This window comes from Gimesia aquarii (assembly GCF_007748175.1).
Classification (GTDB): domain Bacteria; phylum Planctomycetota; class Planctomycetia; order Planctomycetales; family Planctomycetaceae; genus Gimesia; species Gimesia aquarii_A.
In genome coordinates this window covers 4,551,260-4,566,534 of sequence record NZ_CP037422.1, presented here as the reverse complement: position 1 = coordinate 4,566,534, position 15,275 = coordinate 4,551,260, and the positions used below count along the sequence as shown (strand labels likewise).

At 43.6% G+C, this 15,275-nt stretch carries 13 protein-coding genes; 5 read left to right on the top strand and 8 right to left on the bottom strand.

Features of this window, described 5'->3' with window-relative positions; genetic code table 11:
* Positions 1-82: 82 nt before the first annotated feature.
* Positions 83-1,369 carry a glycosyltransferase family 2 protein gene (locus tag V202x_RS17400; protein WP_145177719.1) on the bottom strand — a complete coding sequence of 429 codons (1,287 nt, stop codon included), beginning with the start codon at positions 1,367-1,369 and terminating at the stop codon, positions 83-85.
* 280 nt (positions 1,370-1,649) lie between these two features.
* On the opposite strand from V202x_RS17400, the gene V202x_RS17395 reads away from it, so the two are divergent.
* Positions 1,650-3,389: a hypothetical protein gene (locus V202x_RS17395; RefSeq protein ID WP_145177717.1), complete on the top strand. Its 1,740-nt coding sequence runs from the start codon at positions 1,650-1,652 to the stop codon at positions 3,387-3,389.
* A gap of 83 nt (positions 3,390-3,472) precedes the next feature.
* Here the strand turns inward: V202x_RS17395 and V202x_RS17390 are convergent, their stop codons facing one another.
* The 6 genes from V202x_RS17390 to V202x_RS17365 form a co-directional block, all read right to left on the bottom strand.
* Entirely contained in the window at positions 3,473-4,111 is a 639-nt protein-coding gene (locus V202x_RS17390; protein ID WP_145177715.1) for a DUF3124 domain-containing protein, read from the bottom strand.
* Between the two features lie 197 nt (positions 4,112-4,308).
* Complete coding sequence (locus V202x_RS17385; RefSeq protein WP_145177713.1) at positions 4,309-4,896, bottom strand: HD domain-containing protein; 588 nt, start codon at positions 4,894-4,896, stop codon at positions 4,309-4,311.
* 15 nt (positions 4,897-4,911) lie between these two features.
* Complete coding sequence (locus tag V202x_RS17380) at positions 4,912-7,011, bottom strand: ABC transporter ATP-binding protein (protein WP_197992937.1); 2,100 nt, start codon at positions 7,009-7,011, stop codon at positions 4,912-4,914.
* A gap of 55 nt (positions 7,012-7,066) precedes the next feature.
* The gene (locus tag V202x_RS17375; protein WP_145177709.1) at positions 7,067-7,993 is read right to left on the bottom strand and encodes an ABC transporter permease; all 927 of its coding nucleotides are present in this window, start codon (positions 7,991-7,993) and stop codon (positions 7,067-7,069) included.
* Positions 7,994-8,436: 443 nt separating this feature from the next.
* Entirely contained in the window at positions 8,437-8,748 is a 312-nt protein-coding gene (locus V202x_RS17370) for an acylphosphatase (protein WP_145177706.1), read from the bottom strand.
* Between the two features lie 124 nt (positions 8,749-8,872).
* Positions 8,873-9,076, bottom strand: coding sequence for a carbon storage regulator (locus V202x_RS17365; RefSeq protein WP_145177703.1), 204 nt, complete (start codon positions 9,074-9,076; stop codon positions 8,873-8,875).
* 642 nt (positions 9,077-9,718) lie between these two features.
* On the opposite strand from V202x_RS17365, the gene V202x_RS17360 reads away from it, so the two are divergent.
* From V202x_RS17360 to V202x_RS17345, 4 genes are all read left to right on the top strand, one after another.
* Positions 9,719-10,780 (top strand): Gfo/Idh/MocA family protein, encoded by a 1,062-nt coding sequence (locus tag V202x_RS17360; RefSeq protein ID WP_145177700.1) that lies wholly within the window; start codon positions 9,719-9,721, stop codon positions 10,778-10,780.
* A 159-nt stretch (positions 10,781-10,939) separates the two neighbouring features.
* Positions 10,940-11,779 carry an MBL fold metallo-hydrolase gene (locus V202x_RS17355; RefSeq protein WP_145177697.1) on the top strand — a complete coding sequence of 280 codons (840 nt, stop codon included), beginning with the start codon at positions 10,940-10,942 and terminating at the stop codon, positions 11,777-11,779.
* Positions 11,780-12,150: 371 nt separating this feature from the next.
* Positions 12,151-13,086: a DUF1559 domain-containing protein gene (locus V202x_RS17350; protein WP_145177694.1), complete on the top strand. Its 936-nt coding sequence runs from the start codon at positions 12,151-12,153 to the stop codon at positions 13,084-13,086.
* Between the two features lie 92 nt (positions 13,087-13,178).
* Positions 13,179-13,601 (top strand): hypothetical protein, encoded by a 423-nt coding sequence (locus V202x_RS17345; protein WP_232098540.1) that lies wholly within the window; start codon positions 13,179-13,181, stop codon positions 13,599-13,601.
* 140 nt (positions 13,602-13,741) lie between these two features.
* Here the strand turns inward: V202x_RS17345 and V202x_RS17340 are convergent, their stop codons facing one another.
* On the bottom strand, positions 13,742-15,124 hold the full coding sequence (locus V202x_RS17340) for a Gfo/Idh/MocA family protein (protein WP_197992936.1): 1,383 nt from the start codon (positions 15,122-15,124) through the stop codon (positions 13,742-13,744).
* Positions 15,125-15,275: the final 151 nt, after the last annotated feature.

The following is a 15,275-nucleotide window of genomic DNA, read 5'->3' as shown; positions in this document are numbered from 1 at the left end:
TATTCGCAATGACAGGATTTATTTTGAACGGATCTTATGACATCAAACCGGTAACGTTTAGAAATGGATTTGTAGAGCAATTTCACTTCATTAGCTGTTGTGAAGTCTCAGTCATGGAAGTGAGTTTTTGATGTTTCTTATTCAAAATTTCAAGAGATTCTTTCTGAGTTGGATCAAAAGCGTTTTTTTCTATGGAAACTTGTTCAATGCTCCAAATCGCAACTACCTTCATGAGTACAAAAAAGATCAGTGCTTGCATCACAGTGAAAAGAGTAAATGCTCCTGCAATTAAACGTGACCAATGCAAAGTAATCTTGCCCGAAGTTGCAAACTCAATGATTCCTGGCCATAAAAATCCGATGCTCAATCCGCTAAAGAGAGTCACCATTACAAAAAGAGATTTCCCGGTAAACAGACTGGCGACAACTGATGACCAGAAGCCGATAGATTCATCACGACGTGAACTGAGCAAAGCCATCCGATTTGCAAGTGCTGAAGCAAGTAATAACGTAATTCCCAATGAACCAATGAACTGACAAACCACAAACCGATAGATCATCCATTCTTCCAGTCTCTGGTTTTGAAAGTAAAACTCTGTTGGATAGGCCGCCAGGACCAGTATGAATAACATACAAATAGAAAAGCCTGTCAAGAAAATCTTTTCGGGCCGATAGCACAGAACCCCTTCACCGATTGCTCTGAGAAATCGAAATCCGTCCCAAAGCGCGCTCAGTTTACTTTCCCCGATCCGTTCTTCATATTTCATCGGGAGTTCTATAATCCGTAAATCGTTCATTAAGGCGCGCGCACTCATCGCCGGAGTGAAATGTAATCCATCAGGGAGCGGATAAAGGTGTTTCAGTGCCGAGCGACGTACAACCCGCATACCACTGGCTGTATCCGTCACTTTTCTGCCACATAATAAGCCTAGCAGGAATGCAAACATCCGGTTACCCGCTTTACGAATTGCCGGCATTTGTGAATCTGCTCCCAACCGCGAGCCAAGTGTGATATCAGCATTTTCGTCTTGCGCGGTCTTGCATAAGTTAGCAAAAAAGCGTGGATCACAGGTTCCATCTGCATCGAGGAATCCGACCAGATCTCCACGCCCGCGTCTCCAACCTTCTTTGATGGCGGCCCCATATCCCTGATTATCGTCAAAAACGATAACTTGCACATCATCGAAGCTTTGAGCAATTTCAGCCGTCTTGTCTGTTGATCCGTCACTGACAACAATAAATTCTACACCATCTAAGTCAGCTGCCTGACGAATCTCCTCTCTAGCTTCGAGGCTTCGAGAGATTGTTGATCCAATCGCATCTTCTTCATTTAATGCAGGAATGACGATTGTAAGCCATTTCTCATTCATAGTTTACAACTCATTCTCGTTAGAATCGGCTCTTCTAAATACCCATTAGTCTTAAAAAAGAAGGCTCTGTTCGCTTAGATAATCTGCTTGTGCTTCATATACCGCCTATTTCATAATAGGACCATTAAGGGGTGTGGTCAAAGAAAATGCTCGAATTCTGAAAATCTCGAAGTGGAAAGAAGTCTAAGATCTAAGGTAAAAATATCTTGATTAGACTGAGCTGTCGATATTGAGTAACAGACTCAAGCACTACCTTGCATGTCTGATCAGGTTATGCTCCATGAAAACAACTTTGATTTTATTAACCTGCTATGTTCTAGCCGCATTGTTACTTCTCACGAGAGTGGTCCCCAATCAGTTTGTTCGATTCAAGATTTTAAATCGCTTTCGTAAGGTATTTCAAACATTTAGTTCCCCTGTAACATCAGTTATAACGGTCTTCCTGCTCAGCTTTTTACTTTCGGCGGGTATTTCAAGCTTCAAAAAACCAATCCCCCGAATTCATGATGAGTTTAGTTACTTGCTCGCTGCCGATACGATTTCACAGGGGAGATTGACAAATCCCACACACCCCTTCTGGAAGCACTTTGAGTCATTTCACATAATTCATCAACCAACGTATGCTTCCAAATATCCTGTCGGCCAGGGTCTGTTTCTTGCTCTCGGTCAAGTACTGACGGGACACCCTATTGTTGGAGCCTGGTTGAGTGTCGCACTCGCGTGCGCTGCCATTTGCTGGATGCTCCATGCCTGGGTTCCCCCTCGATGGGCATTCGCCGGTGGTCTATTGTCAGCCCTCCACCCTATCATACTACTTTGGGGACAAAATTATTGGGGTGGGGCAGTTGCGATGCTGGGTGGGGCTTTGTTGTTTGGCGCTTTACGCCGTCTAATAAAACACCCTTATTCAGGGACCGCATTAATATTGGGAACAGGATTATTGATTCTTTCTGTGAGTCGTCCTTTTGAAGGGTTTCTGACCGCTGTTTCAGCAGCGGTGATCTTAATGATCTGGATGATAAAACAAACAGAATTTTCCAAAATGGTATTGGTTCGCTCTATCCTCTTTCCCCTGGGATTTACATCTTTATGTATCGTAGGAATCATTGCGTTTTATAACGATCAAGTCACAGGAAGCAGCTTTCGCTTTCCTTATCAAGTGCATGAAGAAACCTATTCTCAAACCCCACTTTTTCTTTGGGGAACACCACGTGATGCAAATGTCGCCAACCCGCATTTGAGAAAATTCCAATCCGAATGGTCATATGAAATGTACCAGAGACAACAAGAACTGAGCGGGTATTGGGATACTGTTTCAATAAAAATATCGAGACTTCTCGGCAACTTAATCGTTTTCCCTTTGGGTGTTTTCTTACTCATAATCCCCTGGATTATCAAAGAGCGTTGGGGATGCATTGCAGTGACAATCGTGTTGTTGATCAGTTTCATTGATCTGTTTGGAGCGACTTTTTTTCAACCTCATTATCTGGCTCCAGTGATTCCTCTTGTTTTTTTCATTTTGATTCAAGGTGCACGCCAATGGCGTGTTGCCTGGTGGCAAGATCGTAATCAGGGACCGGTATTAGTATTTGGCCTGGGTTTAATCTTTGTTGCTATGAGCTTTACCAAGATTTGGCTTTTCACGTCGACACCAGAGCTCCCTGCTCAATATCCAATAGCATTACAGCGATCAGAACTGATTGAACAATTGAAACAGAATCAGAAGAAAGACCTTGTCTTTGTCAAATACTCGGACGATCATGATCCCCATTTCGAATGGATTTATAATCGTGCAAATATTGATGATGCTGAAGTTGTTTGGGCACATGTTTTAGACGAGGAATCAAACAAGAAACTCAGAGAGTATTTCTCAGATCGACAGGTTTGGATCATCAATGCGGACGACAAGCAGGTTAAACTAAAAGCGTTTTTGCAAAACTCCCTCGATACAAAACCCAATGAGACACGGCCAAAAGATTCAGGATCGTCGACTTTTGAGACTACGCCTAATCAGAGATGAAGCAATTGCGCCATTGATTTATGAAAGCCGATTCTAGCAGCACTTATCAGTATTCAAGTGGTAAGTCACTATGATCTAAAATACTATTTTGACCGGGTGCTTCCACCATTTGAGGATGAAATATCGGCTCCCGTTCTTGTAAAACTGATCGCCTGCGATCCAGATGTCCCAATCATTACCGTTTCTATCATTGGTTTGTTAACTTCGCTCTCCGAAAACCATTCGACAAGGAAATTGGCTCCAGATCCACCAGAACTATCGCGATCCTCGACTAAGAACTCAATCGTTTGCAGAGGAGCTAATTTTATCTTTTGCTCAAGATACTTCTTAACCAGTTTGCCTTGAGTATTGAAATACTCAATCGAGTTCAGATAAATCGGCTGCTCAAGATCGATATTACGAATACTGAGTGTTGTTTCAAGCAGCAACGGTGATCCACCGTGATAGTAAATGTGCGAATAAGAGGGGACATAAACCAATTGCCGTATTGGTAATTTCTCTAATGAGATATTTCCTGCTTGATAGTCATCCAGATTGGGTGGCTCATAGCTCCGTGGTGGAACATATTGAAGATGATCTTCAATTTCTGCAAGTCGAGAATCAAGATAAAGAGCGCCTCCGACAATAACACCAAATGCGAAGAAGACGAAAAAAAACAGACCAATCCAATTATTCCAAAACCAGAGAAAACTGTTTGAATATTCTCTTTTCTGCTGCCTCATCGTTCACTTTACCTTCCGTTTTGAACGGCATTGACGAACCACTATTCACGCTACCATCCCGTTACGATTGACAATCTGCTCTAAATCAAGGGCATTTTCCCACGAGAGTTCTGGATGTTCGGACTTACCATATGCAATACAGGTTACCCCAAAACTCTACCAAACTATCATAAAGTGTTGTATCGCAAATGCAGTGCTCACGGAAGATATTTTTTCAATTCGTCGAGTCGTGCATTACAGTTGTGTACCAGGGTCTCTAATTGTTGGTCCGACTGCCCAGCCGCATCAATCATAGAACGATAATATTGAAAAATTTCAGTCGGACTGGCACCAAAGTGTTTCCAAAATTCATTAATATCTTCTGATCGTAAATCGAACAGCATCGCTTCCAGATTATGAAGCTTATCCGCTAATTCAATTGCGCGCGCTCCCAGTGTTGCCTGTTGCATGACTTCAATATGGTCCTGTTTACGCTCACGCCAATTCCGCTTTTCCCCCTCGGTTGTTTCTTTTTGCTCTGTCATTTCACTGACATACTGAATCACTTCTTCAGAAAAATGCTCTGTGAGTTGCTCAATCGTCAAGTTTGTATCTTCAACAACGTCATGAAGGACTGCGGCGGCAAGAATATCCTCATCGTGAAAACCAGCCTTTGTTAAGATCAGGCACACACTCATGGGATGCGAAATATATGGAATTCCTGATGCTTTTCGCTTTTGAGATTTGTGGGCCATCGCAGCCAATCGAATCGCCTGTTCGACCACAGGAGAATGAAGAATGTCCATAACTAATGCTTAGGTTCAACGTCCGTTCGAAGGTTCTTGCAGGTGCCTGAACTGATTAAATCGAGTATATTCCCAATGTCGATACAAAGCTGATTTCTTTAATAAGTTTGCCTGAGTATCCACTGCTTCCACTTTTCCTTCATGAATCAGTACCACTTGATCTGCATTGCGGAGCGTCGTAATCCGAGAAGGAATGATAAAAATGGTACGATTCTGAAAAATTCGTGAGTACGTATCTTCCAAGAGTGTTTTTGTATCCTCGTCGAGTGGTCCCTCTGGTTCTTCGATAATTAATAAAGCGGGCTTTCTTAGCAAAGCCCTTGCTAAACCCAAACGGAAGCACTCGCCGATCGTTAATTCCTCGCCATTTTGCCCTAAAGCAGTCTCATACCCTTGTGGTAAGTTTTGGACAAATTGATGCGCGCGTACCTCTTTTGAAGCAGCAATTACTTCCTGTAATGAATAACGTTCATCACCACATCGAATATTTTCTTTTACCGTTCCTGTCAGACAAAGGTCATTTCCGCCAACATAAATGGCTTCGGCTCTTAGAGATTCTAAAGTCACCCAGGCGCTGTCTTCACCATCCATTAGTACCCGTCCTGACTTCGGTTCTATAAATCGTGGAATCAGGTAACTCGCCGCACGCGGTGCAAGCGCTTCGAGAGAGACAAAAGCGGTACTCGTTCCCGCAGGAATTTTTAAATCAAAGCCACTGAGAATTTCAGGCTCTTGTGAGGATAGACGATAACTCACATTCTCAAATTGAAGTGCCTGCGATAACGGCTCCAGAAATTTGGCGCCTACCGCCTGACTCACTTCGGGAATCTTGTTGAGATATCGATACACAGAGCTTGCAGCGATATTAGCACCAGAACGTACTCCAATCAGTTCGTAGAGCCCGTTGACTGGCAAATAGAAAAAGGAAAAGATGCCCACAATTAAAATCGCCGCAGAGAACGGCAAACTCTCTGGATTCAGCAGCACTTTATAGCCTACCAAAAATATCACCAGACACGAGCAGAATACCGCCAGTCCGCGGGCAATGCGGTGAACCCAACCTTCAACTCGTTTTAAATTGGTTGTATTCTCCGAATATTTTTCGAGATGTTTCTGGAAACGATCATGCTCTACTATTTCCATTCCATACCCACGAACCAAACGTGTACTTCGCAAGTTTTCAGCTAACAATGACAATTCAGATTCAATTGAGACGAGTGTTTTGGCATGTTGAAGTTCATAATTTTTGCGGTACTGCAGTAAAAAGTACCAGGCGGCCGCTAATGGTATGACACATTGAAAGGTCAGCCTCCAATCAATTGATACCGCGAATAAAAACAGTATTAATAGTGTGACGGGATGTTGAGACATGCGATAGACCCATTGGAAAACGCCATTCTCCACAACCTCGACATCTTTAATAAACAAATTGAAAGCCTGATCGGTTTCTTTGCCTGATAAATCTCCCGGTCCCAATCGAAGCGCTTGTCGATGAATCATACTTCGGAGCGTCATTGAAACATGACGAGAAATTTTCAGGCTCAGCTGCCTGGATCTCCATCGAATTAAAACTCGTAAACTTGCCAGAACTAATGCCACAAGGATCAGGGTAAACAGGGCAGACTGATTTTCCTGAAGTAAAGGGAAACGCTGGTAGAGTTGCTTCAGTATTCCATTCTGATATTTGACTTGGACCCACCACACCGATGGCAAAATCCCCGTATCAGTCAAAATAAGGTAGTTCGGATTTTCGGGAGCAGGTGTCTCTGTATTGCCTTTTTCTATTTCTGCTGATTTTCCAGGCCCTTCTTCAGATTTGGCTTCATCTGGTCCTGCTTCATCTAGCTCATTCTCTGGTTTGGCTTCCTGCTCGGGAACAATAACAGGAGCTTCAACGGATCTGATATCCTGAAGCGCCAGGACATTTTGTTCTCCACGAACCGTAATTTTGCCTCGATGGTTGAGTAAGTCGATAATGAGAAATAAATCGACCAGTATCAGAGTTAGCAACAAGCCGTTAAAAAGTGACCAAAACAATACTGATCTAGCCGACCCGCGAAAGAATTCCCGCGCAGGAAATGCACGATGGAATGCGTTGGGCTGACGATTTGACACGGGACCCACCGAATCTGTTTGAAATTACTGATAAACGAAGCTCGTTCCCCGTTGTTCAGGCAAGGTCACGATCTTCAAAAAGGATAAATGCAACCAAAATCGCAATTCCGGAATAAAGCAGACAGCTTAAAGCGGAATGACCAATATAGACTGGCGGAACGATTGTCCCAGTTGCTACCGCTGGTGAGACATTAAAGTTATCCAGGTTCGGCAGAATCGTAGCGATCAACTGACCTGTAAATTTTACGAATTCCAGTCCTTCTGCTTTGGCCTGGACCAGGTTTGGTGTCAGGTGCCCAATGATGTAGACACCAAAACAAACTATCATGTTCACCATCATCGGTAATCGAGTAGAAATCGCAACACTGATTGCGGTCAAGATTGCAACTTCCATATAAATCAAAAGAATCCCTGGCAGAATCAGCCAGACAGCAGCCATTTTTTCTGCGTGAGTCGGAACGTCTTTGGAAGCTTCTCTCGCGTCATACCCAACCTTAAAATAAACAAGTAACAGAAAGGTAATCACTAAAGGAAGCATTAGCCAAACAACGGCTTTCAGAATTCCCAGATATTTCCCGACGATAAATTGACGACGATTAATCGGCTTGGATAATAACGTCATTGCGGTTTTACCTTCAATCTCATCCGCAATACTTGTACTGGCAGACCAGATTGCAAGTAGCAAACTACAAATCAAAATTGTAGCCAGGCCGCAGTCCATTAACATTTTGACATCATCACCCATCGAAAAGAATGGCAGAAACGTATTCAACAAAAGCAAAACCAACCCCAAGGAGAGCAAAAGCAAAAACACTGGCTGGCGAATCGCTTCTTTCGTCGTAGCTCTGGCAATGACTCCTGCCTGGGTATATGCCGTCACTCCAAATAACACCATGAAATAGAGCAATACCCCTGCTCCGGTGATCCACCATTGCACAGTCAGGTCAGCATTTTCAGCAGAAAAAACCAAAAGGTTTTCCATCGTTTATCCACCACTCAACTAAATAATATGAACTGATAAAGTAAGACGCGACGTCATTTCAAAGCCAAAACAGGCACAGAATCACTCACGAATTGTACGAATCTGACCGCTTCAGATGTTGGATTTATTTTTGAAGTTCTGAAAACAAATCAATTTCAGTCTCCACAAACAAGCTTTTGACAGGTCTCATCTGAAAAAATGTTCCAGCTGAGAAACAGAACCCTGAAAGAGTGAGAACTGCCTTCAGAAACCGATGAAGATTTCAACTATCAAAGGAAATGCTGCAAAGCATTTCAAGCAATTCCTACTTTACCGAGAAAAGGTGGTCAAAGTAAAGAATCCAAGGTAATTCGGGAGACGTTTTCCCTAATCTGTCGCATACATCCGCTAAAATTTGCCAAATTGGCTTCACTCTAACCACCATCTGCTCAACGGTATATCAATCAGCGTGCGATCCTGAAGTCCTGCAGGGTCGAATCTGGATCGATTTCCTGAATCGCCACATCGGTGACATTCGTTGCAAACATCAACATCATTTCATCGAAAAAATGGTCCAGCTCTGCTTTCCTATTCGCTTGAGCCACTAATTCCACAGTTCCATCAGACAAATTTTTGACAAATCCAGTAATGGGATGCTGCTTTGCCAATTTTGAAGTTCGATAACGAAAGCCAACTCCCTGCACACGCCCCTGAAAAACAGCATGCAGGCAGACTAAAGTCGGTGAGGAACCTGGTGAGTGCGAATCGGTGGACATTACCAATGCTTTTCTTATCGAGTGCAGTAATGACAAATCGATCAGCAAAACTCTAATCGAATGATTAAGCGATCAAGAAAGACTTGAGGCCTTGTGAGATGGGGAGTTAAGACAGCAATTCAAATTAAGGCGAAGGAGTTTTCTCTGTCAATTGGCTGGCTTCTGGTAAATCAGAAAAGTCAATACAGAGTTCTTCGCGCACGATACTCATACTTCGAGGAGCATCGATCCCTAATCTAACTGAATTAGGGCCGATTCGAACAATCGTTAAAGTTACATCATCGCCAATTCGAATTCGTTCGCCGGGCTTACGTGATAATACAAGCATTTCTTTTCGAATCCTTCGTTATCTGTTCCCTCAAACTTCCTTGTAACCTTTCCAGAAAGGTTGAAGCCACATTAAGGATGAGGGTAGTTCAAGAGTACTCATCTCGACAGCTTGCTGAAAACAATTATATCTACACCAAAACTGCCATCACTACGATGTCGACATCAGTATGATAACACCTTTTGATTTAATGTGTCTAGCCCAGACTGAAAAATAACAAAGAGTCCTCAAAACACAGGACAAAGCACGCCTATTCCACCTAAATTAACCCAACATGTGCCTAAAAATCGCGCACCACAGCGACTGCCTAATAAACGGGCATCGACACAGCTCTTTTTGCTACTAAATGAGACCCAAAGACACCTGTTTTTGATCACCAAAACTCATCGAGTCACAGCTCCAAATATCGAGTTCCACTATACTGGAAACCGGTGACTACCGCCTGAAGGAAGGTCTTCATGACAACTCAGTTTGAATGATGGAGATAAAGCGACCAGAAGATCAGGTTTTAAAATTTAAGAAGATAAAAAAAGAAGCAAGAAAACGGGCTGGCGACCGCTTGACGATTTCATTACTGATCGTCAGTCTTTAGCAATTGTGTAAATTTACTTGAGAAGTCTGCCGCAACTGCAGGGGAAAGCTATGATTCGGATCGGGATTATCGGTATTGGTTTTATGGGAATGGCTCATTATGAGGGAGCAAAAAAACTCAAAGGAGCCAAAGTTACGGCAATCGCGACTCGTGATTCCAAAAAACTGGCGGGGGACTGGAGCAGCATCGAAGGGAATTTCGGACCACGCGGTGGACAGGAAGATTTATCCAAAGTCAAACAGTACAAAGACTATCACGATTTGTTAGCCGACCCTGAGATTGACCTGGTTGATATCTGTCTGCCAACAGAAATGCATGAGAAAGTTGCCCTTGATTCAATTCGGGCTGGAAAACATACACTCGTCGAGAAACCAATCGCCATCGACCTTAAAGCAGCCAATAAAATGGTAAACGCAGCCAAGAAAGCGGGTGTACAGTTCATGGTGGCCCAGGTACTCCCCTTTTTCCCCGAATTCCAGTTCGCTGTCGAATGTGTTCGTAGTAATAAATACGGAAAACTTTTAGCCGCTCATTTTCGTCGAGTCATGGCGCCTCCGAAATGGTCGGAAAATATAGAAGACTTCCAGAAACTGGGAGGTTGGGGAATCGATCTGCATATTCATGACAATCATCTGATCAGCCTAATGTGTGGTGTCCCTCGAAAAGTCACTTCGCGTGGAATTGAAAACCAGGGTTATGTCAATCATGTTCACACTGTCTATGATTACGATGAACCCAACCTGGCAATTAGTTGTGTGAGCGGAGGTATTGCGGCACGTGGTCTTGAATTTGCTCATGGCTATGAACTTTATTTCGAAGATGCCACAGTATTGTTTGGTGCTGGCACAATGGGCGTCGGTAAAAAGAAAGAATGGGTTGTCAGCCAGCCTCTGACACTGATTACTCAAAAAGGCCGTTTGCAACACCCGAAACTAAAAGGAGGAGATGCCTGGTGCGCAGCCTTCACGCTGGAATTACAGGCGGCCGTAAATGCCCTTGAGTCTGGGGAAGAACCAGAGGCATTATCGGGAGCACTCGCAAGAGATGCGCTGAAAATTTGCTATGCCGAAGCTAAAAGTATCCAGACAGGCCGATCCATACCGGTGAAATAAGTGTCCTTCGGTCTGTCATGCATTCTTTTGCACGCTTTCACCGCTGAACATCGAAAGGTTTTCGAAATACGGCGGTGTATTTCTTGGTTCGTCAGCGAAATTGAGTTAGTCTGACTTCCTCCATATTAAATTCCTTGATGATTCGGCTATGTAGCTCCTATGCTTGAAAACTTACCTCTGCAATCCGTGAAATATAAAGGACTCACAATCGAGGGGTATTCGCGCGCTGCAGTACAGAGTTACTGGAGAGTCCCCGAACTCAAGCTGGGGTTTGACATGGGGGGAAGCCCCTGGTCATTTATGGGGACTTCGACCTTTTTTATCTCGCACGCACATTTGGATCACATGGCAGCCTTGCCCGCTTATGTGGCGCGCCGACGTATGATGAAAATGAGTCCTCCCACTATTTATCTGCCCGAAGAAGTAGTGGATCCGGTTTGGAATATGCTAAAAAGCTGGCAGCAATTGGATCGCGGGCGTATGGAATGCGAACTGGTTGGTCTTAAGGATGGGCAAGAGGTTCAGCTTTCCAGAGAACACGTTGTAACAGCCTTTCGAACAAAGCATACAGTACCTTCGCTTGGATTCCAGGTTTGGGATTGTCGCAAAAAACTAAAATCAGAGTTCATCGGTAAACCGGAAACGGAAATCCGCGATGCCCGTATGTCAGGAATTGATGTCAGCGAAGAGGTTCGTGTACCTTTAGTGTGTTATACTGGAGATACAGCTCCTGCAGGCCTGGATCATTTCGAGACATCCTTTCAGTCAAAAGTTTTGATCACCGAGATGACTTTTTATCGTCCTGAACACCGCCGTGAAAAGATTCATAAATTCGGTCACATGCACCTTGATGATCTCATCGAACGTGCGGATCGATTTCAGAATGAATTGCTCATTCTCGCGCATTTCAGTACTCGCTATCACGATAATCAGGTGATGAGCGCCATTAAAAAACATCTGCCCGCTGAATTACGGGAGCGCGTGCACCTTTGGATGTAGGGTCATCAGAAATCTGAAAGAATCTGATGAGACTTCGTAAGCATAAAGCCCAACTGCTGGGCGATTAATACATCCCCCCATAATCCCCCCATCGATTCTATATTGGGGAAATATCGATACAAATCCTCACGCCTAAAAAACACCTGTTCAATAAATTTAATTTATATTTTAAATCTTATTGACAGAAAGACATGGCTAATTATATACTTATATTAATACACTTGTATATTAATGAACTAACAAGTCGTAGTCGATAAATCAGCTTATTAGAAACAAATTTCTACCAATTACTACTTCAAATTTTAAAAAATCATATGTCATTATTCTTGGTACGTTTTTCCACTTATTTCTTTATTCGAAGGAGCAAAGACGTGAAGTTGAATCATTCATTGAAGCGCGGTTTTACACTGATTGAACTACTGGTAGTGATTGCCATTATCGCCATTTTGATTGCCTTATTATTACCTGCAGTACAACAAGCACGCGAAGCAGCACGGCGCAGCTCTTGCAAAAACAACTTGAAACAAGTTGGCTTGGCCATGCACAATTACCATGATGCACATTCAGTACTTCCCTACGGTTGGGGCTGGGATGATGGTGCAGGACCATTAGCCAGAAGTCGTGAGACCTGGATGCAACAACTTCTCCCCTATATAGAACAAGGTGCCTTATACAACGCTTACATTGAGGAAAATTTTGCTTACGTACATGGATCTTCACACCGGTTTACAGTAATTCCAGCCTTAGTCTGTCCCTCCAACCCCACTGTGATTAGCAATTTTGCCTTCAGAGGAAATTACGGGATGTGTTCTGGATCAACAGATTCAAGTTGGCGCAGTGCAACGGGAAATGGAATGTTTTACCTACGCTCGAAAACAAAATTAAGAGATGTGACTGATGGGACCTCTAACACGATCATGGGAGGCGAAGGAGTCGCACGTTTAAATGGACTTACTGTTGCCCATACCCCTTGGGGTGAGGTGGGTAATTATTGGGGTGGTGGCTCATCCCACCACGGTACAGCATTCAACAATGCAGAACCACCCAATAGTCCAGTTCCTGATTGTAACTACACTTGTGCGAATTATGATTTGTCAAATTATCCGTGTGCTGGTTACAACTCGGGATCATCTCCTACTGTTTCCTGCACGGGGTCTGCACGAACCTATGCTCGCAGTTATCACATAGGAGGCGTGCACATCTTATTGGCTGATGGAGCAGTCCGTTTCGCTTCAGAAAATATTGATCTCAGCACTTGGCAAGCGTTAGCTACTCGTAGCGGAGAAGAAGTGATTGGTGAATTTTAATCACACAACCTAATCTAATAAAACAAGCGATCTCTCGTAGATTCTCTCCGGGGTTAAGCTGTTAATCTCTCAAAATCAATTGGAAATCAATCATGCTACGTACACAGTTTTTTTCTATAAGTTTCATCATCACGCTGGTCATAGTCGTAATTGGATGCGGAAGTGGGGAGAGTGGCCCGAAATTGTATACTGTCTCAGGAACTGTAACACTTGATGGCCAGCCAATACCTGACGCAAGTATTCTTTTTAAAGATCCAGCCAGTAAAAACAAATCATACTTTGCAAATGTAAAGAACGGTTCCTTCAATTCGGAAATGGAAGCTGGAAAAAGAAGAGTACTCATCACTGCAAACCGCCAGTCCAAGAATAAGATGGTCGACAACGCAGAAGGGACTGGAAAGGAACCAGCAATGGAACAGTATCTCCCAAGCAAATACAATGAAAAAAGTATCCTTGAAATTGAAGTCGGTTCAAACAATGAAAATTCATTCACATTTGACTTAAAAAGCAAGTGAGTGCCGTCACCTGTAGTTGACGACACTAGCACAGGTATATCTCATGTATGGTCGAAAACGGAAACTTTTATCAGAAAAAAAACCTGAAGGGAAATGTTTCCCTTCAGGCTGAGCGCTTTTCTACATCTAAAAGGCAGCAGTTACGCGTTGGTCTCGTAACCTTTGCGTTGTTCGCGAGATTGCCACTGGTTAGCTTCATCATCGCCGATTATCTGCTCGGTTTTAGGATCCCATTCCAGAGAACGATTCAAGCGAATTGCGATGTTAGCCAGATGGCAGGTTGTAATCGCACGATGATGTGTCATTACATCGGAAATGGGTTGCTCCCGTGCATCAACACATTCATAGAAGTTACGCATATGGTCACCAGGTTTCCGCCCTTTATAGAGTTTGGTGATCGTATCACTGGAAAGCGGCTTGTTCTTAAGTTCTTCGACTGGCTTACCGGTCAAATCACCACGACTGACGAAGATTCGGCCTTCCGTACCGGTAAAGAGAATTCCATTACGACCATCACTTTTGATCGTCATTTTGACTTCGTTCGGGAATGTGCACTGTACTTCAAATTTTGAAGCCACGTTGTAAGCGTCATCCTTCGTTGGCATCCCGTCTTTCAGAGGAACAGGATGTACTGCGGAAATCGGCACTACCTGTGTAGGTCCAGATTCATCCATGCCAATCCCCCACTGGGCAATATCAACATGATGTGCTCCCCAGTCAGTCATTTTTCCACCGGAATATTCATACCACCAACGGAATTCATAATGAGCACGCGTTTTGGGATTACCTTTGTCTCCTTCTTTAGGTTTCCAACGATAATCCGTCATCGGGGCTTGTCCAAGCCATTTTTCCCAATTCAATGTTTTAGGAACTTCGGCCACGGGAATCGAACCACTAGGGCCAATACCACCAATCACACATTCCACATCGGTGATCTTACCCAACCGACCTTCTTTGATAATAGCCAATGCATTTAGAAAACGCTGTCCCATTTCACTACGCTGTTGGGTACCAACTTGGAAGACGCGCCCGGTTTCTTTCAAAGCTTTGATGATCTGCTTGCCTTCATCAATCGTCAATGTTAGCGGCTTTTCACAATAAACGTCTTTACCGGCTTTCATGGCTTCAATGGCAATTTTCGTATGCCAATGATCGGTTGTGACAATCGTCACGATGTCAATTTCCGGATTTTCAAGCACCTTCTGATAGTCTTCAAAGACAGCGACTTCTTTATTATTCCCTTTTTTGCCCTGTATGTCTTTCACTCGGTCACGGGCTTTATTCGCGTGAGCAGCATCGACATCGCAAACAGCAATCACATCGCCATATTTCATCGCATTGGGACCAACGCCATTCCAGCGACTACCCGTTCCAATGCATCCCACAACGGGGCGATCATTGGCTGCTTTAAATTTGTATGCACTCGCAGGGTCGATATCAAACCAGAATGGAACACTGCTACCCGCGACGGCAGCAGCGGTTGTTTTCATAAAATCACGACGATTCTGCTTTTGGTTACTCACTGAAGACTCCTTATCTACGAAGATTTGTGCACGTTGATCCAAGTGAATGAATCATTTTAATGCAGGAAGATATAGCGTGACCTGCTCATTATAATGAACAGAGAATGCGCTTTGCAAAGATCAAGCAGTTTTTATATCTGTTTTGTGTTCT